The 22,554-nt window shown below is 68.9% G+C and carries 17 protein-coding genes; 4 read left to right on the top strand and 13 right to left on the bottom strand.

Going from position 1 to position 22,554, the window contains the following annotated elements:
* The first annotated feature begins 595 nt into the window (after window positions 1–595).
* Both AC3EO4_RS50070 and AC3EO4_RS50065 read left to right on the top strand, forming a co-directional pair.
* Window positions 596–943 carry a DoxX family protein gene (locus AC3EO4_RS50070; protein ID WP_431903113.1) on the top strand — a complete coding sequence of 116 codons (348 nt, stop codon included), beginning with the start codon at window positions 596–598 and terminating at the stop codon, window positions 941–943.
* Between the two features lie 537 nt (window positions 944–1,480).
* A complete protein-coding gene (locus AC3EO4_RS50065) occupies window positions 1,481–2,449 on the top strand; it encodes a ParB/RepB/Spo0J family partition protein (protein ID WP_379572827.1) in 969 nt (322 codons plus the stop codon).
* A 782-nt stretch (window positions 2,450–3,231) separates the two neighbouring features.
* On the opposite strand, the gene AC3EO4_RS50060 is transcribed toward AC3EO4_RS50065, so the two are convergent.
* The 4 genes from AC3EO4_RS50060 to AC3EO4_RS50045 all read right to left on the bottom strand — a co-directional run bounded on the left by AC3EO4_RS50060 (window position 3,232) and on the right by AC3EO4_RS50045 (window position 9,313).
* Window positions 3,232–3,399 (bottom strand): hypothetical protein, encoded by a 168-nt coding sequence (locus tag AC3EO4_RS50060; protein ID WP_431903111.1) that lies wholly within the window; start codon window positions 3,397–3,399, stop codon window positions 3,232–3,234.
* A gap of 934 nt (window positions 3,400–4,333) precedes the next feature.
* Window positions 4,334–5,380, bottom strand: coding sequence for a threonine aldolase family protein (locus AC3EO4_RS50055; RefSeq protein ID WP_431903109.1), 1,047 nt, complete (start codon window positions 5,378–5,380; stop codon window positions 4,334–4,336).
* Window positions 5,381–5,656: 276 nt separating this feature from the next.
* Window positions 5,657–6,637, bottom strand: coding sequence for a D-alanine--D-alanine ligase family protein (locus tag AC3EO4_RS50050; protein ID WP_379572829.1), 981 nt, complete (start codon window positions 6,635–6,637; stop codon window positions 5,657–5,659).
* A gap of 1,443 nt (window positions 6,638–8,080) precedes the next feature.
* A complete protein-coding gene (locus AC3EO4_RS50045; protein WP_379572830.1) occupies window positions 8,081–9,313 on the bottom strand; it encodes an aminotransferase-like domain-containing protein in 1,233 nt (410 codons plus the stop codon).
* A gap of 262 nt (window positions 9,314–9,575) precedes the next feature.
* Between AC3EO4_RS50045 and AC3EO4_RS50040 the strand changes: the two genes are divergently transcribed.
* On the top strand, window positions 9,576–10,193 hold the full coding sequence (locus AC3EO4_RS50040; RefSeq protein ID WP_379572831.1) for a GNAT family N-acetyltransferase: 618 nt from the start codon (window positions 9,576–9,578) through the stop codon (window positions 10,191–10,193).
* A 745-nt stretch (window positions 10,194–10,938) separates the two neighbouring features.
* Here the strand turns inward: AC3EO4_RS50040 and trxA are convergent.
* From trxA to AC3EO4_RS50000, 8 genes are all read right to left on the bottom strand, one after another.
* Window positions 10,939–11,253, bottom strand: a complete 315-nt coding sequence (trxA, locus tag AC3EO4_RS50035; RefSeq protein WP_358132853.1) for a thioredoxin — start codon at window positions 11,251–11,253, stop codon at window positions 10,939–10,941.
* A 14-nt stretch (window positions 11,254–11,267) separates the two neighbouring features.
* Complete coding sequence (gene trxB, locus AC3EO4_RS50030; RefSeq protein WP_379572832.1) at window positions 11,268–12,200, bottom strand: thioredoxin-disulfide reductase; 933 nt, start codon at window positions 12,198–12,200, stop codon at window positions 11,268–11,270.
* 114 nt (window positions 12,201–12,314) lie between these two features.
* The gene (locus AC3EO4_RS50025) at window positions 12,315–13,145 is read right to left on the bottom strand and encodes an anti-sigma factor family protein (RefSeq protein WP_431903106.1); all 831 of its coding nucleotides are present in this window, start codon (window positions 13,143–13,145) and stop codon (window positions 12,315–12,317) included.
* Window positions 13,135–13,746 (bottom strand): RNA polymerase sigma factor SigM, encoded by a 612-nt coding sequence (gene sigM / locus AC3EO4_RS50020; RefSeq protein WP_354919254.1) that lies wholly within the window; start codon window positions 13,744–13,746, stop codon window positions 13,135–13,137. Before sigM ends, AC3EO4_RS50025 begins: the two co-directional genes overlap by 11 nt.
* A 5-nt stretch (window positions 13,747–13,751) precedes the next feature.
* Window positions 13,752–15,239 carry a protein kinase family protein gene (locus AC3EO4_RS50015; protein ID WP_379572834.1) on the bottom strand — a complete coding sequence of 496 codons (1,488 nt, stop codon included), beginning with the start codon at window positions 15,237–15,239 and terminating at the stop codon, window positions 13,752–13,754.
* Between the two features lie 132 nt (window positions 15,240–15,371).
* A complete protein-coding gene (gene murJ, locus AC3EO4_RS50010) occupies window positions 15,372–16,979 on the bottom strand; it encodes a murein biosynthesis integral membrane protein MurJ (protein WP_431903104.1) in 1,608 nt (535 codons plus the stop codon).
* Complete coding sequence (locus tag AC3EO4_RS50005; protein ID WP_431903102.1) at window positions 16,976–19,138, bottom strand: DUF6049 family protein; 2,163 nt, start codon at window positions 19,136–19,138, stop codon at window positions 16,976–16,978. Before AC3EO4_RS50005 ends, murJ begins: the two co-directional genes overlap by 4 nt.
* A gap of 34 nt (window positions 19,139–19,172) precedes the next feature.
* Entirely contained in the window at window positions 19,173–19,694 is a 522-nt protein-coding gene (locus AC3EO4_RS50000; protein WP_431903100.1) for an aminoacyl-tRNA deacylase, read from the bottom strand.
* Window positions 19,695–19,804: 110 nt separating this feature from the next.
* Here AC3EO4_RS50000 and AC3EO4_RS49995 point away from each other — a divergent pair, with 110 nt between their 5' ends.
* A complete protein-coding gene (locus AC3EO4_RS49995) occupies window positions 19,805–21,208 on the top strand; it encodes a CCA tRNA nucleotidyltransferase (protein ID WP_379572838.1) in 1,404 nt (467 codons plus the stop codon).
* Here the strand turns inward: AC3EO4_RS49995 and AC3EO4_RS49990 are convergent.
* Entirely contained in the window at window positions 21,205–22,491 is a 1,287-nt protein-coding gene (locus AC3EO4_RS49990) for an MFS transporter (protein ID WP_431903098.1), read from the bottom strand. The two genes, AC3EO4_RS49995 and AC3EO4_RS49990, sit on opposite strands and share 4 nt — an antisense overlap.
* Window positions 22,492–22,554 lie beyond the last annotated feature (63 nt).

Below are 22,554 nucleotides of genomic sequence, written 5' to 3'. Positions count from 1 at the left end.
CTCCCTAGCTCCCGCTCGCCTCAAGCGCCCGCCCGTCGCGCATCTGCTCGCCTCATGCGCCTCACGCGCCCGCCCATCTCGCATTTGCTCGCTCGTACGCCTCACGCGTCCACCCGCTCGTGCACTCGCCCTCTCTTGGGCCGCGTGTCCTGCATCCGCTCACCGTGACCTCTCAACCGCGCCCATCTGCCGAGTCGCGGAGTCTTGGCCGTGCCCTGCATCGCTGATGTCGTGCCCACGCCGAGTCCTGCCGTGCCGCCCTGCGCCCTTCGCCTCGCACTCCACACCACGCGCCACATCAGGTACCGAGCACCGCACCAGCGCTCGAATGCTACAAGCAACCTGCTGCGGCCTTGGCCCAATATTCGAACATATCTTCGCTAGTTGATTCATGTAAGGCCGCGTACCGATCGTGCCTCGCTCCAGGCCCCACAAGCCCGCGAACCATGGCGAGCCGAAGTCCTTCGAGTGAAATGATCTCCAGCTGGGTCATATGTCGGTCGCGAAGCCGCACATCGTGAACACATCGCGGAGCTATCAACCATGGCCAGCAGGATTGGTGTCACAAAGAAAGTCCAGCTAGGGAGTTGTCCTCATGTTCACCACCGCCACAGTCGTCACCGTCCTGGCCGCCCTCTGGGTGGGCTTCTCTGCCTTCTCCCTCCTCCGCCGCGCCGAGTGGGTCGTGAAGCCGCTGATGGACTACGGCGTCCCCCGCTCGTGGTGGACCTGGCTGGGCGCAGCCAAGGCCGCAGGGTCCGTGGGCCTGCTGGTCGGCCTGTTCGTGCCGGTCGTCGGCGTCCTGGCCGGGATCGGTCTGGTGCTGTACTTCGCCGGAGCCGTCGTCACCGTGCTCCGGGCGCGCTCGTATTCGACCGTCGTCTTCCCCCTGCTGTACATGGGCCCGGTGATCGCCGCCCTGGTGCTGGGAGGCGTCGCCTGACAGCGACGCGGATCACAGTCACGCGGCCATCGTCGATCCCTCGCGTGCCCACTGCCCCGCCGCGTCGACCATCTACCGCCTGCGTGCCCCGCCGCGTCGACCATCTACCGCCTGCGTGCCCCGCCGCGTCGACCATCTACCGCCTGCGTGCCCCGCCGCGTCGACCATCTACCGCCTGCGTGCCCCGCCGCGTCCACCATTTACCCCCTGCGCCCCCGCCACTTACCCTGTGTGCGCCGCCTCCACCATTTACCGTCCGCGTGCCCGCCCGTCCCTGTCCTGCCTGGGCCGCCCTCCCAGCTCGCCCGACTCATGCAAAGACGGGACGATGGCCCCCTTGCGCCTGATCGCCCCAATCGCGCCCGCAGCCCGGCCAACTCTTCACCGACGCCACACCTGGATGGCTTTCGGGTTCCGGTTCGGGCGGGATGTGGCAAACCCGACCGATCTGCGTGTGGCGAGCGGGCACCCCGATGCGCTCACGACGGTAACCTCTCCAGAAGTGACAGGGAGCGGCCGGGTGGATGAGGAGACGCAGTGAGTCAGCAGCGGCGGGGACTGGGCAAGGGACTCGGGGCGCTCATCCCGACCGGCCCGATCGTTGACGGCACTGGGGCGGTGTCACCACCGGCCGCGGGTTCACCACCAGAATCGGCTCTACAGCCGGTCGCCGGGGCGTACTTCAAGGAGATCGCTCTTAGCGCGATCACCCCGAACCCCCGCCAGCCACGAGACGTCTTCGACGAGGAGCGCCTGGACGAGCTCGCCGCGTCGATCAAGGAGGTCGGCCTCCTCCAGCCGATCGTCGTCCGGTCCGTAGGAGGTGGCGCCTACGAGCTCATCATGGGGGAGCGCAGATGGCGTGCCTGCCACCTCGCCGGCCTCGACCCCGTCCCCGCCATCGTCAGGAACACCCAGGACGACGATCTCCTCCGTGACGCCCTGATCGAGAACCTCCAGCGTGAGCAGCTCAACCCTCTGGAGGAGGCGGCCGCCTACCAGCAACTCCTCGACGACTTCGGCGCCACCCACGAGCAGCTCGCCCAGCGCGTCGGCCGTTCCCGCCCGCACATCTCGAACACCCTTCGCCTGCTCAACCTCCCGCCCGACGTCCAGGTGCGGGTCGCCGCCGGACTCATCAGCGCCGGACACGCCCGCGCCCTCCTCACCCTGGACGACCCGCGAGCCATGGAGTACCTCGCCAAGCGCATCGTCGCCGAAGGACTCTCCGTCCGAACGGTGGAGGAGATCGTGGCCACTGGTGGCGCGAAGGCCGCCGGCTCCGAACCTCGTGCGCGTACGGCCAAGCGACCCTCGATGCCCGGCCTCGTCCGGCTGGCGGACCGGCTGTCCGATCACTTCGAGACCAAGGTCAAGGTCGACCAAGGGAGAAGGAAAGGCCGGATCATCGTGGAGTTCGCCACGATCGACGACCTCGAACGCATCATCAGCGCGATGGCCCCCGAGGCGGCCCACGCCATGCGAGAGGGAGACGCGGAAGCCTAGCTTCACTCGTTTCACGTGAAACAACGGGAGGTCCGTAGATCGGGCCTCCCGTTTCACGTGAAACACCGCCCAGGAACTGCCGGTCTCTCCGCGATCCGCCGACGCGGTCCCGACATCATTCAGTCCGGCGAAGGCGGGGCTGCCTCTCCGTCCCGCCGGAGTAAGCCTGCGCTTCTCCACGGCCCGCCGGAGTCGGCCCGACCTTCTCCACGGCCCGCCGGAGTTAGCCTGAGCTTCTCGGCCCGCCCGAGTCAGCCTGAGCTTCTCCACGGCCTACCGAAATGGCCTACCCTAGCTCCGGTCTGCCGGAATCGGTTCTCCGGTCTGACGGTAACGGTCTGACCTCTCGACCCACCCCTCCCTGCGGCATGAGGCATTGCGCGGCTGCCTCAACCCGGGCGGCGGTTTCACGTGAAACGCCAATCCAGCCCGACATCCAGCCGCTCGAACAGAGTCATCGCCGAGACCCTCTCGTCGTTCGCGTCCACTCATGTCCCTGGGCATCCTCCGAGACGCCCGGCTACCGTGTTCTCGCGCCCCTCTGTAGTCCTATAGCCCTGTAGTCTGCCGCCGGAGATTGGTTTGTTCGCCCGTGGTAGATCCCCCTCGGGGGCAATCCTCACGGCCGGCCTCTCCGTCGCTGCCTCGGGCGCCTGTTTCACGTAAAACGCCATCCGGCTCCATCCGTGCTGTGGATGCACTCCCAGCATCGGTCCATCATCTTGGCCGCCGGCCTCGGACGCCTGGCGCCGGCACCGCGCTGTTGCCGCATCCGGCGCCGGTCAACCGAGCGGCTCCTTGTTGTTGCACCCTTCGCTGAAGGCCGCCCACGCGCTCCGCCTGCCGGGGTCGGACACATCGAGCAGGAGCGAGCCGCCCTTGGCCGCCGAACTGGGGCACGCCACGAAGAACAGCGCGGCTTTAGGGTTGAGCGCGGTGGTCAGCAGCACTGCACAGGCGCCGGCCAACTACGGGCGCATGCGCCGGGCCCACGTGAAGGCGTCAGCGTGCACGCGGCCCGCCTCGACACCGCCAGCCCTCGAGCCGGCCGCCCCTCCGACTGTAAGACCGCACACTCAGACGCCAATCTCGCACCGCCAGACGCGAGACACCGGGCCCTCGGACCCTGAACCCCAGGACGCTGGACCGCAGGCTCACCGCCAGATGCCAGATGCCAGATGCCAGATGCCAGATGCCAGAAGCGAGACGCGAGACGCGAGACGCGGGGCGTGGGGCGTGGGCGCACGAGACTCGTGGTGTGGAGCGTGGGTGGGTGAGACGCAAGACACCAGACCGCCGGACCCTACCTCGGACCCCGGAGCCCGGGGCGCTGGACCACAGGCTCGCACCGCCAGACGCCAGACGCCAGCCGCCAGGCGCCGGAAGTGGGACGCGAGACGCGGGGCGTGGGGCGCGAGGCGTGGGGATGGAGGGAGCGCGGGAGCGTGGTGCGGACGATGTGAGAGGGAAGATCTGGCACCTGCGAGACGCGAGAGGTGAAGGCGTGAGGCGCGTGAGGCGAGGTGTGGGACGCGAGGTGCGAGACCGACAGACGTCAGATGCCGGAGCGGACCGTGGAACGTGGGCCAGCGGCCAGGGTGCGGCGCGGCCTTCTCCAGCTGTGGTCGCGCGCTCCCTTCGGCCGGACGTTGTTTCACGTGAAACGGCTCGGCTAGGGGAGGGCAGGTGAACGGGAGCATCGTTTCACGTGAAACCAGCAATCGGCGCGCCAGTGCACGGAGGTGCTGCCGGTTTCACGTGAAACGCTCGGGCTGCGGGTGAGTGGGCGGGTCGGCGCCAACACCCGAGTCGGCCCACCCGGTTCGGCGCTCAGTGTGTTCCGTATCGACTGATCGCAGCTGTGAGCCAGGAAGAAGGGAGTGGCTAGGCGGTCAGGGCGCTCTTGATGTCGTGGATGAAATCGTCGACCTGCTCGGGCGTGGTGTCGAAAGCGGTCATCCATCGGACGACGCCCGTCTGCTCGTCCCAGCCGTGGAACAGGTACCGCTCCTGCAGCGCCTTGGTCACCTTCTCAGGCAGGACCGCGAAGACCGCGTTCGACTCGACCGGGTAAGCGAGTGAGACGCCGGGCAGCCCCGCCACGCCCTCCGCCAGCCGAGTGGCCATCGCGTTGGCGTGGGCTGCGTTCGCACGCCAGAGGCCGTTCGTGAGTAGCGCCGAAAGTTGAGTTGAAACGAAGCGCATCTTCGAAGCCAGCTGAAGCGACTGTCGCCTGAGGAACGGCACCCCGCGGCTCAACGACGGCTCCAACACCACGACGGCCTCGGCGGCGAGCGCGCCGTTCTTCGTGCCGCCGAGGCTGAACACGTCGACGCCCGCGTCCGTGGTGATGGCTCGGAGAGGGCGATCGAGGTGCGCCGCCGCGTTGGCCAGGCGGGCGCCGTCCACGTGGAGGTAGAGCCCGGCTGCGTGCGCGGTCTCGGCGAGGGCGGCGATCTCGTCGGGGGAGTAGCAGGTGCCGAGCTCGGTCACCTGCGAGATGGAGACGACCTTCGGCTGCGACTCGTGCGGGTTGCCGAGCCCGCCCAGCCGCGCGGTGATGTCTCCCGGGGTGAGCTTCCCTTCGGCGGTCGGCACGGTGATCAGCTTGACGCCGAGCAGCCGTTCCGCGGCGCCCGCTTCATGCGTGGCGATGTGGGCGGAGTCGGCGCACACGATGCCGTCGTACCGGCCGAGCATGAGCGCCAGCCCGACCATGTTGGCACCGGCCCCGTTGAGCACGGCGAACCCTTCGGCGGCGTCACCGAACTCGTCCTTGATCTGACGCTCGAAGACAGCGGTCGCCGTGTCGCCGCCGTACGCGGGGGCGTCGCCTTCGTTGGCCGCGGAGATGGCTTCGAGGATCGCCGGGTGCACGCCCGCATGGTTGTCGCTGGCGAAGCTCTTGGGATACAGGGAGTCGTTGAGCACATCGCCAGGCTAATGAGCCGGTGTCGCTGTGATGAATCGAGCCCTGCCCCAGGCACCGGCCGCACTGACTTCCTCCGTAGGAGCCCGCCTTTTTCGTCGTGTCCGACAGAACGTGGCGGGATGTCGCCTCGCGGGGCGGGGTGGGGACGAAGCGGTGAGGGCAGCGGTGGCGCGAAGTGAGCCGGTGACCACAATGCCGGGAGGGCCGGCGACCACATGGCGGGTGACCAGAAAGGCGACCACATGGCGGGTGACCAGAAATAGGTGGGTGAAGGGTCAGGGTCGGGGGGTTGAGGGGTTGGGGATGGCGGAGCGGTGGGCGGCGCGTTCGAGGAGGGTGCGGCAGAGGACGCCGAGGTCCTGTCCCGCGGCCTCCACGGCCATCGGAAGGAGCGATGTCTCCGTCATGCCGGGGGCGACGTTCACTTCGAGGAAGTGGGGGAGCCCGTCGGCGTCGACGATGAGGTCCGTACGCGAGACGTCGCGCAGGCCCAGCGCCGTATGCGCGGTGACCGCCATCTCGGCGCAGGCGGCCGACGCCTTGGGGGAGAGGCGGGCGGGAGCGAAGAACTCGGTGTGTCCGGCGGTGTAGCGGGCGGCGTAGTCGTACACGCCTTCGTCCGGGACGATCTCGACCGGCGGCAGCGCCACGGGTCCTTCACCGAGGTCGACCACGGACACCGACACTTCGACACCGTCGACGTAGCGTTCGATCAGTGCCGTGTCGCCGTACGCGAAGCAGCCGACCATCGCGGCGGGGAGTTCCTCGGCCGTCCGCACGAACGAGGCGCCCAACGCCGAGCCGCCACGTGCAGGCTTGACGAACAGGGGAAGGCCGAGGTGGTCGACGATGCGTGTCAGGACGGCCGAGGCCCCGAGATCGTGGAACGTCTCCTTGGGAAGCGTCACCGAGTCGGGCGTTCGCAGCCCCACCGAACGGACGACCGCCTTCGCCGTCGGCTTGTCGAAGGCGACCCTGCAGGCGTCGGGGTCCGCGCCGACGTAGGGGACGCCGAGGAGCTCGAGCACCGAACGGATCGCGCCGTCCTCGCCCGCGCCGCCGTGCAGCGTGACGAACACCGCGTCGGGACGGTCAGCCAGCACCGCCGGAACCAGCGAGGCGTCGGTGTCGCGGGTCTCGACGTCGATGCCCGTCGCCCGCAGGACCTCGCTCACCCGCCGCCCGGAGCGCAGGGAGACCTCCCGCTCGTAGGACAGTCCGCCGGCAAGCACGAGCACGTGACTCAGGTCGCTCATCAAAACCCCTCCGCAGATCGCCGGCGTCGCACGATGTTCCACCGTACCCGCCCGACCTGCCCATCACCGACCCAGTTCGCCTCCCACTTTCCCTGCCCGGGTAGGCGAAGGTCCACCATCCCGTACGGCACGTCCCTGCGGAGGTCCACCATCCCGTACGGCACGCCGTCCCAAGCGCCTCCGCGGTCACCGGTGACCGTCCCTCCAAGGGACGCTCCTCGTGCGCACGTGGTCGGCCGCCGCAACGGCGAACGAAAACACGGATACCGCCCTTGGCCGCTCACCGGGCAAGAGTCGCCTGGCGAGTAACCGGGCGAAGGGTGCCATCGCATCCGGCGAGGAGAGGGCCATGAGCACTTGGATCGAGGCGAAGAGAGGGCCATGAGCGCCCGGACCGAGGCGAGGAGGGGGCATGAGCACCTGGACCGAGAGGAAGAGCGGGAGATCTTTGGGGGAGCGGAGCGAGGCGCGAGAGGGGGCGGCGGTTCGGGGAGGGGGCGGAGTGAGACGCGAGGGGAGGCGGCGGGCAGAAGGAGACGGGAAGGGACGCAAGAAGGCGTCAGAGCTGCACGAGGCGAAGGTAGAGCGAGGGAAGCGGCGAGCCGGAGAGAGGCGTGATAGGACGACGGCATGGGCGCTGGAGGAACTGGCGGGCGCGCCAGGGGTGACGGCAGGGAGGGGGATGCGAAGAGAGAAGACGGCAGGGAGGGAGATGCGAGGGCGGCGGGAGGACGGGGAGAAGACGGGAGTCGGAGGCATGGGAGAGGTGAGACAAGGGGAGGCGGCGCAAGAGAGAGGTGAACAAGCGAGAGATAGAGCACGAGAGGCGATGCAGGCGGGAGTCGGCGCCAGCGAGACACGGAGCGTGAGAGGCGGCGCAAGGGGGAGATGGAGCGTGAGGGGCGATGCAGGCGGGAGACGGCGCCAGCGAGACACGGAGCAAGCGAGAGGCGGCGCAAGGGGGAGACGGAACGAGGGGGGAGACGGCGCAAGCGGGAGACGGCGCAAGCGGGAGACGGCGCAAGCGGGAGTTGAGGCAAGCGAGAGAGAGCAAGCGAGAGACGGCGGGGAGCTGATGGATGGGTGGGTGGGTGCGGCGGGCTCGTGGGGATTCACCATCGGTCGGCGTGGGGTTCGTCGATCGCGTGGTCGGGAGGCGAAAATGCGTCTCCATGAGGAGTCGTCAGCGGGATCGGCCGGTTCGGAGCCGTCGGGCCGCTCTCGGGAGAATGGCTCTCCTGGAAGAATGTGGAACAGCTCTGGAGGAGTGCGGAACGGCCGGAACCTCTGTTGTGAGGTGCCGGCCGTTCGTCAGCTCGCGCGTCGCCCAGGCCGTATCGAAGCAACCTGAGAGAGCCTGGCCCGGGCCGGGTCGAAAGGAGCCTGAGAGAGCGTGGCCCGGGCTGTGTCGAAAGGAGCCTGAGAGAACTGAGGGCAGGAGTCTCAGGCCAGGTCTGGGCCTGGGGTGTCGAGGCCGTACGGGGCGGGGGCGGTGCCGGTGCCGAACGTGTCGCGGAGCTGGATCTCCTGTTCGATCACTCCGGCGAGCCGTCGCACCCCTTCCCTGATCCGGTTCGGCTTGGGGTAGCAGAACGACAGGCGCATGTGTCTGGCTCCGCTCCCGTCGGAGAAGAACCCGGTGCCGGGCACGAACGCCACTCGCTCGGCGACCGCGCGCGGCAGGATCGCCTTGGAGTCGAGCCCGTCGGGGAGGGTCGCCCACACGAAGAACCCGCCTCCCGGGCGGGTCCATGTGACGCCGGGCGGCATCAGCGATTCCAGCGACGTGAGCATGGCGTCGCGGCGCTCTCTGTAGAGCTCGCGGAACGACTTGATCTGCTCCCGCCACGGCTGCGTCGCGAGGTACTGGCCGACGGCGAGTTGGGTGAACGCGGAGTGGGACAGGACCGCGGACTCCATGGCGAGGACGAGCTTGTCGCGGATGGCGTGCGGGGCGAGGGCCCAGCCGACGCGGAAGCCGGGGGCGAGCGTCTTGGAGAACGAGCCCAGGTACACGACTCCGTCGGAGTTGTCGGCGCGGAGGGTGCGCATGGGTTCGCCGTCGAAGCCGAGCAGGCCGTACGGGTTGTCCTCGACGATCAGGATGCCGGCGCGCTGGCAGATGTCGAGCACCTGCTGGCGGCGGGCGGCGTTGAGCGTGACGCCGCCGGGGTTGTGGAAGGTCGGGATCGTGTAAAGGAATTTGATGCGGCTTCCCGCGGCGCGCAACGCGTAGATGGTCTGCGCGAGCGATTCAGGGATAAGCCCCTGGTCATCCATAGCGATATGGACAACTTTCGCCTGATATGCGGCAAATGTCCCTAGGGCGCCGACGTAGGAGGGACCCTCGGCGAGCACGACGTCGCCCGGGTCGATGAAGATGCGGGTGATCAGGTCGAGCGCCTGCTGCGAGCCGACGGTGGCCACGACGTCGTCGGGGCTGGCCTCGATGCCCTCGAGCCGCATGACCTCGCAGATCTGCTCACGCAGGTGCGGGTCGCCCTGCGCCGAGCCGTACTGGAGGGCGACGGGCCCGCGGCGGGCGACCAGATCGGAGACCAGCTCGCCCACGACGTCGAGGGGAAGGGCCGTGACGTACGGCATGCCGCCGGCGAGCGAGACCACCTCGGGCCTCGACGCGACGGCGAAAAGAGCTCGGATCTCGGAGGCGACCATCCCGGTAGCTCGTGCTGCGTACCGATCGACATAGGCATCGATGCGCGACCCTTGGGTCACGGGCGTCCGACCGTGATCCGTCTCTTCTTCCGTCACGGTCCACCTCCTCGGTGTCAAATGGGGGCTGAGAGACCAGAGTACGTCAAAGGCATGACCCGCCCGCGACCGGGAGAGCCCTCTGGAGAATGCACCACTGAGCTACGATGCCAGCTGGGGACGCGGTATTCGCGCGCTTTTCCGCCGAGCAACGATTGGGGCAGAGTTGTCGCGTCGGCTGGCCAACATCACTCTGGACAACCTGGATGATCTGCCGCGCCGGTGCCGGCAGTGCGTCTTCTGGGAGCTCGACCCGGTCAGCGGGGAGCGGGCCGTGAAGACGGGTGACCCAGGGCTGGAGAAAGAGGCCTGGATCTCGGCGACGCTGCTGGAGTGGGGCAGCTGCGGAAAGATCGTCTATGTCGACGGGGCGCCCGCAGGGTTCGTTCTCTACAGCCCGCCGCTCTACAGCCCGCGCTCGGTCGCGTTCCCGACCTCGCCGGTCAGCGCGGACGCCGTCCTGCTGATGACCGCCCACATCATCCCCGAGTTCTCGGGCGGCGGGCTGGGGCGGATGCTCATCCAGGGAGTGGCGAAGGACCTGACGCGGCGCGGGGTGCGGGCGATCGAGGCCTTCGGCGACCTGAAGTGGGAGGAGCCGAGCTGCGTGGTGCCCGCCGAGTACCTGTTGTCCGTGGGGTTCAAGACGGTTCGGCCGCATTTGCGGTATCCGCGGCTGAGGCTGGAGCTGAAGACGGCCATCTCGTGGCGTGAGGACGTCGAGGTGGCCCTGGAACGGCTCCTCGGCTCCATGAGCCCGGAACGCGCCCTCCGCCCCGTCTGAGCCCCCTTGAGGCGCTCCTGACCGTCCCGCGTCACCCCGCCCGAGGCGCGCGTCCTGACCCCGGCCACCTGTTGCGTCCCGACCCCGGCCATCTGTTGCCTTCTGACCCCAGCCATCTGTTGCGTCCCGACCCCAGCCATCTGTTGCGTTCTGACCCCAGTCGTCTGTTGCGTTCTGACCCCGGCCGTCTGTTACGGCACGGCCAAGGAGGGCGCCACCGTGGGAGCGGGGCCGGGGCCTGTCCAGGGATACGCGTCACCGGGTGCGCGGGGCTGGGGCGCGTTACGGCGGAACGTCGAGCGACGGCTTCGGGTCCGCAACCCGCACCGTGGCATCGGGCGCCACGGTCGCGCATACGCCTCACTGGTCGACGCAGCGCCACAGCCGGCCGCGCGTAATCCCTCGCTGGTCGCCCAGGCCGTGAGCCTCCGGCAGGCCGGCACCCGCGCTACCGGAACGGACCGGTCCTCTGCAGCCGCCACGTGCCGTCCCACGAGGCGTGCCGTCCCACGAGGCGTGCGGCCTTACGAAGCGGGCCGCCCCACGAGGCGCGCCGTCCCACGAAGCGCGCCGCCCCACGAAGCGGGCCGTCCCACGAGGCGGGCCGCCCTACGAAGCGGGCCGTCCCACGAAGCGCGGTACCGGGGGTTCCGGGCGTGGGGCACGTCGTGGCGACCCGGGCCGCAGGAGAACGACGGAGCCCCGAGGGTCAGGTAACCCTCGGGGCTCTGGTGCAGAGAGGCGGCTAGATGATGCCGTCGAGCTCGCGCAGCAGCATGGCCTTCGGCTTGGCGCCGATGATCTGCTTGACGACCTCTCCACCCTTGTAGACGTTCATCGTCGGGATCTGGAGCACGCCGTAGTCGCGCGGAACGTTCGGGTTCTCGTCGATGTTCAGCTTGACGATCTCGAGCTTGTCCCCGTACTCCTTCGAGATCTCCTCGAGGATCGGCGCGACCTGGCGGCACGGGCCGCACCACTCGGCCCAGAAGTCAACAAGGACGGGCTTGTCGCTCTTGAGGACGTCCGCCTCGAACGAGGCGTCGGTGACTGCCTTCACAGTCTGCTCCTTCGTTAGTTCTCGTTGCTTGCGAGCCAGCGCTCGGAGTCGAGCGACGCCGCGCATCCGGTACCCGCCGCCGTGATGGCCTGCCGGTAGGTGTGGTCGACCACGTCGCCGGCGGCGAACACGCCGGCGATGTTGGTCTCGGTGGTCGGCGAGGCGACCTTGATGTATCCCTCGTCATCGAGGTCGATCTGGCCCTTGACCAGGTCGGTGCGGGGGTCGTGGCCGATCGCGATGAACAGCCCGTCGACTGCCAGGTCGCACTCTTCGCCGGACTTGAGGTTGCGCAGCTTGACCGAGGTGACCTTGTCCTCGCCGAGCACGTCGACGACCTCGGAGTCCCAGACGAAGCGGATCTTCTCGTTGGCGAAGGCGCGCTCCTGCATGATCTTGCTGGCGCGCAGCTCGTCGCGGCGGTGGACGACCGTCACCATGCGCGCGAAGCGGGTGAGGAAGATGGCCTCCTCCATGGCGGTGTCGCCGCCGCCCACGACCACGATGTCCTTGTTGCGGAAGAAGAACCCGTCACAGGTGGCGCACCAGGAGACGCCGTGGCCGGACAGTCGCTTCTCGTTCGTCAGGCCGAGCTCGCGGTAGCCGGAACCCATCGCCAGGATGATCGACTTGGCGTAGTAGGTGTCGGTGTGGGTCTTGACGACCTTGGGGTTGGCCTCCAGGTCGACTTCGACCACGTCGTCGGCCGTCAGTTCGGCGCCGAAGCGCTCGGCCTGCTTGCGCAGGTTGTCCATCAGGTCGGGACCCATGATGCCATCGGGGAACCCTGGGAAATTCTCCACGTCGGTGGTGTTCATGAGCGCGCCACCCGCGGTGACGGAGCCTTCGAACACCAGCGGCTTGAGTTCGGCGCGCGCGGAGTAGACGGCCGCGGTATACCCTGCGGGCCCCGAACCGATGATGATGACATTCCGGACGTCGCTCAACGCTCCACGCCTTCCTTCTCTGTTTGCCAGTGGCGTCAACAGATACTAGGCGTCTGTGATTCCCGCTCAACCACAAAGCGGAAGGGCCCGCCGTGGCGGGCCCTTCCGCTGGAGCTAGTTCCAGCTACCCAGTGTGGGCTTGACGATGTTCTTGCACTTGAACGGGTCGACCACGTCGACCCGGACGCGTTGTGCGACCTTGTCCTTCCAGGAGGCGATGATCAGGGCCTCCTGGCCGTTGAACTCGCTCTGGTCGACCATGAAAGGCTTCAGCTTGGTGCGGTTGGAGACCTTGGTGACGCAGGCGGTCACCTTGGTGTCGACGCCGCCGCCTTCGGAGGCCGGGGCGGGACCGAAGAAGTCTCGCAGCGGCTGCTTCAGGTCCTGCGCGCTCCAGTTGTAGTCGGTGTCGGTCACGACGTAGCCGAGGCTGGTCTTGGACGGCTGCGGCAGGGCCATGTCGTGCTTCTCCACTGGAGAGGCGCCGCCACCCGCCAGGATGCTCGTCCCGACCGCCGCCGTGCCGACCACGACGGCCGCCGCGGCCGCGGCAACAGCGGGCAGGGCCCATCTGCGCCGTCGGGCGGAGCGCCGCTGTCGTGCTGGGACGATGCTGCCGTCGTCGGCGACGACGCCGAGCCGTACCGGCTCGGGCGACGCTTCCCGGGTCAGCTCATCCCAGTCGGGACTTTCCGCGAGGCCGATGCGCCCCCCGGAAGCCTCACGAGCAAGGGCCTGGTCGATTCGCATCGCGACACCCATCGGCATGGCCGGGGTGGGGGTCGCCGCGAGCACCTCGCGAACCGCCGCCAGATCGGCCAGGAGCTCCCCGCAGGGGTCGCAAACCGCGAGATGCTCGCGTACCTGTCCGGCTGTGGCAGCGTCCAAGAGACCCTCGGCCAGCTCGGCCAAGATCTCAAGATCGTAGTGCGTATCACCCGTCACGAAGTTCTGCTCCCTTCGCGGATGAGACGCGAGTCAGGTCGGTTCGGTTCCGCAGATGCGAAAGAATTGGGGCAAGTTTCGCGCGACCCCGCGCGCAGCGGCTCTTCACCGTGCCGCTGGGCACGGACAGCACCTGAGCTGCGTCTTCGACGGAGTAGCCCATCATGTCGACGAGGACGAGCGCGGCTCGCTGGTCGGCTGGAAGGAGTTTGAGGGCGGCCGAAACCTCCATGGAGACTTCGCGCTCGCCGGTCTGGTCGGGCATCGGGGTGTCGCGTTCGGCCGCTTCGATCAGCTCGTCGTCGGCGACGGGCCGGACCGATTTGCGGCGCATCCTGTCGAGGCACGCGTTGACCACGATGCGGTGCAGCCAGGTGGTGACGGCCGCCTCACCGCGGAAGCTGTGCGCCTTCCTGTAGGCGGAGACGAATGCGTCCTGTACGGCGTCAGCCGCCTCGTCGGGGTCGCCGAGCGTCCGCAGGGCGACCGCCCACATACGGTCTCGGTGCCTTTTGACTATTTCGCTGAACGCATGCTGATCCCCGTCGAGGTGCCGGGTGAGCAGCTCGGCGTCAGAGGGTGGCTCGGGTGGGGAATTCACAAGGTTTATGCCGTTCCGGGGGAATACACCACTACGTCATAGATGGTGCCATGAAACATCCCGTCCTCCGCGGGAAGACGCGTAAACCAGATCAAAACGTACTGACCGGTTGCGGGTTTGTCGGGCGTCAGCGTGACCTTGCCAGAGGCGTCCTTCTGCTTGGCCACGGTCTTGAGTGCGTCCAGGTCAGGGGAGTCGCCGACCTTCAGCTCGATACTGGCGCCAGGGGTGTCGGGAAGCGTCGCGATCACGTCGGCGATCTTCGTGGACTTGCCCATGTCGAGCAGCAGCCCCACGCCCGGCTTGAGGTTGCCCAGCGTCGCACTGACGTAGTTGGTGGTCTTCCAGAAGGTTCCGGGCTTGCCGTCGATGGCGTCCTTGGCGAGCTCGGGGTGCTCCGCACGGTCGTCGCCGAGCGGGTCGAAGCCTGTGGCGTTCGACGGCTTGACGATCTGCGGCTCCGCGGTCGCCGACGGCGGCGGCGAGCTCTCGGCGACCGGCGGCGGGCCGGGGTTGCCCAGCTTGCGGCCGAGCGTCCACGCGCCGACGCCGACCGCGGCGATCACCAGGAGCACGACGAACGTCATCAGCGCCCTGTTGAGCGTGCTCGGCGGCTTCGGCGGCGACGGCACGTACAGGTGCTGCCGGGTTTCGAGCCCCTCGGAGCGGGAGGCCGTGGTGGGCGTGGGGGGCGGCGGCGGGGGCGCCGGCGTGAACGGGATCGGCAGGGGCCTGGCGACGTCGGCGAGCGCCTCGGCCACCTGGGCGGGGCTGGCCAGCGCGCTCTGCCCCCTGCGGGACTCGGGCAGCACGGCCCTGCAGGTGATGGTGTCGAGGTAGCCGGGCACGCCGGCGGTGACCTGGCGAGGGGTGCAGAAGTGACCGTCGCTCATCGGGGCGGCGGGAAGGCCGCCCTCTTCCTCGTCGCCAGGCCAGTGGCCGGTCAGGCCCGCGTAGAGCAGCCGCCCGAGACCTTCGGCGTCGTCGAGCGCGGGGTCGTCGGTGGTGAGCCCGGCGAGTGCGGCGTCGACGCCGACACCGAGCACCTTGACCGTGTTGCCGGTGGTCCAGACGAGGTTGCCGGGGCGCAGGCACAGATGGTGAAGGTCGTGCTCGTGCGCGTGGGCCAGCGCCTCGGCCGCCTCGGCGACCAGCGCGGCGGCCCTCTCGGGCTCCATTGGGCCGCCTGCCAGCAGGTCGGACAGCGAGTCGCCGGTGACCCACTCGCTCACCACGTAGGCGAGCTCGTCGTCCTCGGCGGCGTCGAACACCTGGGTGAGCCGGGGGTCGGTGAGCCTGCTCGCCGCGCGGGCGGCCGTCACCACCTCGGTCACGCGGGGAAAGTCGGAGTCGAAGGTGTGCACCGCGACAGGGCGAGCGAGGATCTCGTCGATGGCCTTCCAGAGGGTCGCGCCCTCGGACTCGCTGACACGGTCCTCCAGGCGGAAACGCTCCGCCAGACGGGTGCCTGGTTCTACCGCTGAGGCGCTCATGACTCGATCACCTGCGTGATGTCACACCACGCAGGCACGCTATGCCGGGTGGATCCGCCCACGCCCCTCCTGCTTCCGTTTTGCCGCGTGTCGGGCACCATGGTAGTGCCGCGCCAGTTCCTCCCGCGCTCCTTAACGGCCTACCCGCCCCGCGACCATTCCAACGATCGAGTGGACCTCCGGGATACGCATCTTGTGCGCGACCACCAGATACAGGGCGCCTCCGAGGCCTCCGCCGACGGCCAGAATGATCAGTGAATTCACCATGCCGAGGGTGCCGAAAACCTGCTGAACCCCCCAGACGGCCCCGAGCGCGAGCACGGCCGTCGGGAGCGCCGCGATGTACATCCTGGTCAGCGCCGAGCCCACCGACCAGCCGCCGAGACCCTGCACGCGCCGGCTGGCCATCGTCCACGCCACGGTCGCGCCGATCGTGTACGCCACGGCGTAGGCGAAGGCCAGCCCCATGACGACGTACGCCGCAGGAAGCGTGAAGTAGGCCACGAGCATGAGCGCCGCGTTGACCGCCGTCGTGCCCGCGCCCACGAACACCGGCGTCCTGGTGTCGCCGAAGCTGTAGAACACCCGGAGCAGCAGTTGGAAGACCGAGAACGGCACCAGCGCCAGACCGAAGACCTGCAGCACGTTGCCGATGTAGATGGCGTTCTCCGGAGAGGAGGCGCCGTGGCCGAAGATCAGCACGGTGACCGCGGGGCCGAGCACCATGAGCATGAGCGAGATCGGCACCATGACCGAGGCGACGAGCCGTACCCCCGAGCCGAACTCGGCGCGCACCTCGTCGAGCCTGCCCTCGCCCGCCGACCTGCTCATCCTCGGCAGTATGGCGGTGATGACGGAGACGCCGATGATGCCGTAGGGCAGCTGGAAGAGCTGGAACGCGAAGTTGTACGGCGTGAGGCCGTGGTCCCTGACCGCCGCCCCGGCCGCGGTGGCCAGGTTGGTCGTGAGGACCAGGCCGAGCTGGGTGACCACCACGTAGCCGATCGTCCAGACGCCGGCCCTGCCCATCTCGCCGAGCCTGGCGTTGCGCACGTCGAACCGCAGGCGGAAGGAGAACCCGGCCCGCTTGAGCGAGATGATCAGGACGACGGCCTGGGCCACGATGCCCGCCGTGGTGCCGAGGCCGAGCAGGGCCAGGTCGCTGTCGGTGACCTTCGAGATGTCGTCGCGGCCGACGCTGACCCCCATGTAGGCCAGCAGCACGATGATGACCACCACGTTGTTCAGGACGGGCGCCCACATGGGGGCGGCGAACCTGTCCCTGGTGTTCAGGATGGCGCCCGCGATGGCGCCGACGCCGAAGAAGGCGAGCTGCGGCAGGATGAACCTGGCCAGGGAGACCGCGACCTCGAACTCCCTGGAACCGGCCCGCCAGTCGGTGTACAGGTCGATCAGCTGCGGGGCGATCAGCACGGCCAGCACCGCCACGACCGTGAGCGCGAGTGTCGACAGCGTGAGCAGCCGCTGCTCGTATGCCCTGCCGCCGTCGGGGTCCTGCTGCTGGGCCCGCACGATCATCGGCACGACCACGCTGCTCAGCACGCCGAGGATGAGCAGGTCGAGGATGCTGTAGGGGATGGTGTAGGCGGCCTGGTAGGCGTCGCCCATCAGGCCGAGGCCGATCGCGGCGGACAGGATGATCGTGCGGACGAAACCCGTGACCCTGGACACCATCGTGCCAGCGGCCATGATCGCGCTGGCTCGCAGCATGCGGCTCATACGTGCTCGTTCTCCCTAGGCTTCGCCGACTTCGCCGCGCGCCGCTGCGACCTGCGCCGCAGTACGCGCATCACCACGGCCGCCAGCATCACCGACAGCGCCGCGCCGACGATCACCAGCGCGATGCCGGTGTAGCCGGTCGCCTTGATCGTCAGCTTGGCCGGCTTCTGGTACGCCTTGTTGTCCAGGGTGCGCAGTCTGATGGTGAGCAGCGAGTCGCCGCTCACCTTGACCCGCATCTGCACCTGGATCGTGCCGCTCTGCTTCGCGCCGATGTCGAGCCGCTGCGGCTTGCCGTCGCCGACGATCTCCAGCAGGTCGGGGGAGTCGGAGGTGACCTGCACGGTCAGCGAGACGGGCTCGTCACGCGCGTTCTTGACGCTGACGGGGATCTGGCCCTCCTCACCGGCCAGCGAGCGCGTCCTCGAGTCCGAACCGGTGATGAAGACCCTTCCGATGCTCTCGTCCACCACCTCGTTGACGCGCTTGACCTCGGCGGAGCCCGTGCCCGTCTTGGTGCGCCACGCAGAAGAGGTCAGCCGCAGCACCGCCGTGTCGAAGACGGACGGCAGGCGCTCGGAGGTGATGCCGGAGGTGAGCGCGGCCTTGGCGGCGACCCGCTTGACGGACGCGAGGTACTTCTTGCTCAGCTCGGCCTTGCGGTCGGTGTCGGTGTAGGTCAGCCCCGCGTGCGGCGCGGACGCCTTGGTCGGCTTGATCGAGCCGAGCGGCACGCTGGTGAGCCACGGCAGGCTCGCTGCCGTCTTCAGCAGGTTGGTCACGTGCGCCGGGTTGGGGTTCCAGCGGCGCGCGGGCGCCACGACGAGAGACCTGGGCAGGGTGCCGCCCTGCTCGCCGGCGATCATCGCCGTCTCCGCGACGAAGCGCTGCTTCTGCAGGGTGGACGAGCCCGGCACGCCCTTCTCGAGCTCCAGCGTACGGCTCAGCACCGGGTCGGCGACGAGCGCCTTGACCGGGCCGGAGACGCTGTCGATGGTGGTGGCGGCGTCGGGCGTGACGGCGGGGAGCGTGTTCGCGCCCGTGTTCGCCGACGTGTTCGCCGAGGTGTTCACGGCGGTGTCCTGGGCCGCATGCGTGGACAGGTTGTCGGCGTTGAGCAGCACCGTGGTGACGCCGCTGACCGTCAGCAGGTCGAGCGCGTCCTCGTCGATCTTGCCGGCGACGGGCCAGGCGGTCGTGGCCGGCACGTCGCGCTTGAGCAGCTCCCTGGCCTTGTCGCCGCCGATCTTGATCGCCTTGGCGGTCTCCTCGTCGAGCCCCTGGTGGGCCAGGGCCGTGATGTCGGGATCGGCGTACGGCGTGGCCACCACCTCCTGGCCGGCGAGCGCCGTACGGATCGCGGCGAGCCATCCGGCGGCGCTGGTGTCGCCTGGCCTGCTGACCTCCGTCCCCGACTTGGGACGCACCTTGTACGGCGCGGTCATCGCCATGACGTCGTCGAGCAGCGCGGGCTCGACGAACCAGGTGACGTTCTTCGGCTGGGACTTGGCGATGCGCAGGAGGTCGGCCAGGCGGCCGTCGCCCAGCAGGGAGGTGCGCAGGTTCTCGTCGATGAAGAGGCCGTTGTCGCTGCGGCGCGGCTGGTCGATGATCGGCAGCGCGAACGCGATCTTGTTCTTCCGCAGCTTGGCGTCCGGCGGCGCGTAGGTCAGGAAGGTGCGGACGTTGGCGGCCGGCTGCCAGCCGTTCGCCAGGACCTCGACGCCGAGCGGGTAGACGCCGAACCTCGACAGGGTGAGCGCCATGGGCGTCGTGGTCAGCTCGAACGGGGTGGAGCCTCCCGCGGGCACCGAGGGGAGGACGAGCGTGGAACTCCTGGAGGCGTAGTCGGAGACGAAGCCGCCCGCCAGGTACTCCTCCATGGCCGCCCTGCCGGTGAACTGCTGCCTGGACGGGCGCAGCCGCACCAGCACGTTGGTGAGGGGCGTCGTGCCGGAGTTGGTCAGCTTGCCGGTCACCTTGATCACGTCGGTCGGCTTGCGCGGCACGTCCGGCGTGATCGACTCGATCGTCAGCCTGACCTGCTGCGCCGTGATCGTGGTGGCAGCCGTGCTCGCCGGCGTCACGACCATGGCGGTGAGCAACACGGCGATGAGGACGGAGAGCAGCGTGGCCTTTCGGATCACGCGTCTGCCCATGGAGGAGTTCGACGCACGCCGCCATGGTACGGGCTCAGTGCCGGAGCGCGACCGCCTCACGAGTTCCCCTCGGACGGATCAGGCCAAGATCCACGGCCTTGCCGCGAACCAGGCGTAGCAGGTCGAGGGCGTGTAGCCGGAGGGCCGTGTGTCGCTCGCCCGTCGGGGTGAAGACGAAGCCGCCGTCGGCGGGCATCCGTTCGTCGATGAGGACGAACAGGTCGTGAGGGAGCAGGAGCGGACAGATCAACCCTGCCGCGTAGTCGGTGGACGCGTTGATCGCGAAGGCGGGGGCGGGACTGATGTTCCTCGAGCCGAGCAGCAGGCCGACCGTGCGAGGAGTGGGGAGGTCGGCGACCGTGGAGACCACGGCGACGGCCTCGCGGCCCAGCCGGGAGTGGCGCTCGAACACCGTCACGGCCACGCACCGCTCCGGAGCGGCGGAGATCGTCGCGGGCAGCTCTTCGGCGCACGTCATGGGGCGCGGAAGGCGTACGATCTCATGATGGACCTGGTGTGCGAGGAGCCAGCGGTGGATCGCGAGGGCGTCCTTCATATGTACGCTCCTTGCCTCGTTCCATGGGCCCCCGACGGTCTCTGACCGACGGTAACCCGGACCCGGTGTGGCTCGGGGGATATGTTCCGCAATAGAAGGACCTACCCAGCTTGTCCGACTCAATAGAGATCTCCCGCAAAATCGCTCCGGTCGCCAACGAACTCGGCGAACTCTTCGCCGCCCGCGGGCACGAGCTTGCCCTGGTGGGCGGGTCAGTGCGCGACATCCTGCTGGGCCGTGCCGGAAACGACCTCGATCTGACGACCGACGCCCGCCCCGAGCGGGTCCTGGAGATCGTCAGAGACTGGGCCGACTCGGTCTGGACGATCGGCATCGACTTCGGCACGGTCGGCGTGCGCAAGGGCGGCTGGCTGCTGGAGATCACCACCTACCGCAGCGAGTCCTACGACCCCAAGTCGCGCAAGCCCGAGGTCATGTACGGCGACACGCTCGAGGCCGACCTGGAGCGCCGCGACTTCGCCATCAACGCGATGGCGGTACGGCTGCCGGGACACGAGTTCGTCGACCCGTACGGAGGCAGGCGCGACCTGGCGGCCAGGATGCTGCGCACGCCGGGCACGCCCGAGCAGTCCTTCGACGACGACCCGCTGCGCATGCTGCGCGCCGCCCGCTTCGCCTCCCAGCTCGGCTTCGCGGTCGCGCCCGAGGCCGTGGCGGCGATGACCGCGATGAGCGAGCGCATCGAGATCGTCTCGGCCGAGCGGATCCGCGACGAGCTCGACAAGCTGGTCTGCGGCGCCAACCCGCGCGAGGGGCTGCGCCTGCTCGTCGAGACAGGCCTGGCCGCGCACGTGCTGCCCGAGCTGCCCAGGCTGCGCCTGGAGATCGACGAGCACCACCGCCACAAGGACGTCTACGAGCACACACTGATCGTGCTGGAGCAGGCCATCGCCCAGGAGGAGGACGGCAAGCCCGACCGCATCCTGCGCTGGGCGGCGCTCATGCACGACGTGGGCAAGCCCAAGACACGCCGTCACGAGCCGGGCGGCAGGGTCTCCTTCCACCACCACGAGGTGGTCGGCGCGCAGTTGACCAAGAAGCGGATGGCGGAGCTGAAGTTCCCCAAGGACGTCGTCTCCGACGTCTCCCGCCTGGTGGAGCTGCACCTGCGCTTCCACGGCTACGGCACGGGCGAGTGGACCGACAGCGCGGTGCGCCGCTACGTGCGCGACGCGGGTCCCCTGCTCGACCGCCTCCACAAGCTGACCAGGGCCGACTGCACCACGCGCAACAAGCGCAAGGCGCAGGCCCTCTCCCGCACCTACGACCAGCTCGAGGAGCGCATCGAGCGGCTCGCGGAGGAAGAGGAACTGGCCAAGATCAGGCCCGAGCTCGACGGCAACGAGATCCAGCGGATCCTCGGCGTCGGCCCTGGCCCGATGGTCGGCAAGGCCTACAAGTTCCTGCTGGAGCTACGCCTCGACAAGGGCGTCATCGGCAAGGAGGCCGCCACGGAGGCGCTGCTGGAGTGGGTGGGCGAGAGCAGGCCCTAGAGAGCCGAGGGGGCGCGCGTCGGCGTGACGATCCGGTAGATCATCGCACCGAGCACGTAGCCGATCGCGATGATCGCGACGGCGACGAAGGACTTGCCGTTCGCCGGCAGGATCGCCGCCGACAGCGCCGCCGCCAGCACGTACATCCCGTTGAACAGCATGTCGTAGATCGAGAAGGCCCTGCCCAGGTAGGCGTCCTCGATGTCGCGCTGCACGCTGGTGTCCGCGCAGATCTTGACGCTCTGCCCGGTCACCCCCAGCACGAAGCCGCCGATCCACAACCCCCACGGCTGGAACGGGATGATGAGCACCGCGCCCAGGACACCCGCGGTGACCAGCATGATCGGCACCCAGCGCTCGATGGGGAACCGCTCGGTCGCCCACGGGGTGATGATCACCGCGAGGAAGTAGCCGAAGCCCGAGGTCACCAGCACGATGCTGATGCCCGACAGCGCGGCGTCGGCGTCGCCGTCGGTGAAGTAGTAGCGGTAGAGGATGATGCCCATCGCGGTCGCCATGCCGTACATGAAGCGGTGGGTGGCCATCGCGCCCATCGCGGCGGCGGCCGCACGGTGGTGGACGAGGTGCCTGGCGCCGTCGACGAGCCCGCTGACCACGTTGCGCAGGGCCTCGCGCGCCTGCGGGCGGTCGGGATCGTAGGAGGGGCCGAGCAGGTCGCGATGCATGGTGCGGGCGATCAGCGCGCTCAGCCCGAACACCACGCCCGAGGTGATGAGCAGCAGCGCGGTGCCGCCGTGGCCCGCGCCGAAGACCCAGCGCAGCACGATGCCGAAGCCCGCGCCGATGAAGGTGACGACGGTGCCGGAGGTCGGTGTGACCGCGTTGGCCATCATCAGCTGGTCGCGCGGGACCACGTGGGGCAGCGAGGCGCCGAGCGCGGCCAGGAAGAACCTGTTGACGCCGAGCACGCCGAGCGCCGCCGCGTAGAAGTACTCGTCGGGCAGGCCCACCGCGACGAACGCCGCCGCGACCAGCAGCAGCCCTCCGCGCACGACCGGCGCGACGACCAGGATCTGCCGCCGCGACCACCGGTCGATGAACACGCCCACGAACGGGCCGAGCACGCTGTACGGCAGCAGCAGCACGGCGAGGCCGATGGCCACCTGGAGCGCTGTCGTCTGCTTCTCCGGGCTGAAGAAGGCGAAGCCCGCGACGCCGAACTGGAAGATCCCGTCGGAGAACTGCGAGACCAGCCGGGTGGAGAACAACCGTCTGAAGTCGCGGCCCTTCAGGACCACACGGAGATCGGCGGCATAAGACACGACGCCAGCCTAGCCGTCACCCCACGTCCCGACATCGGGGTCAACCCTGAGAGCGGTGGCGTG

It is taken from the genome of Nonomuraea sp. bgisy101 (genome assembly GCF_057708945.1).
This window is presented reverse-complemented; position numbering and strand designations above follow the sequence as displayed.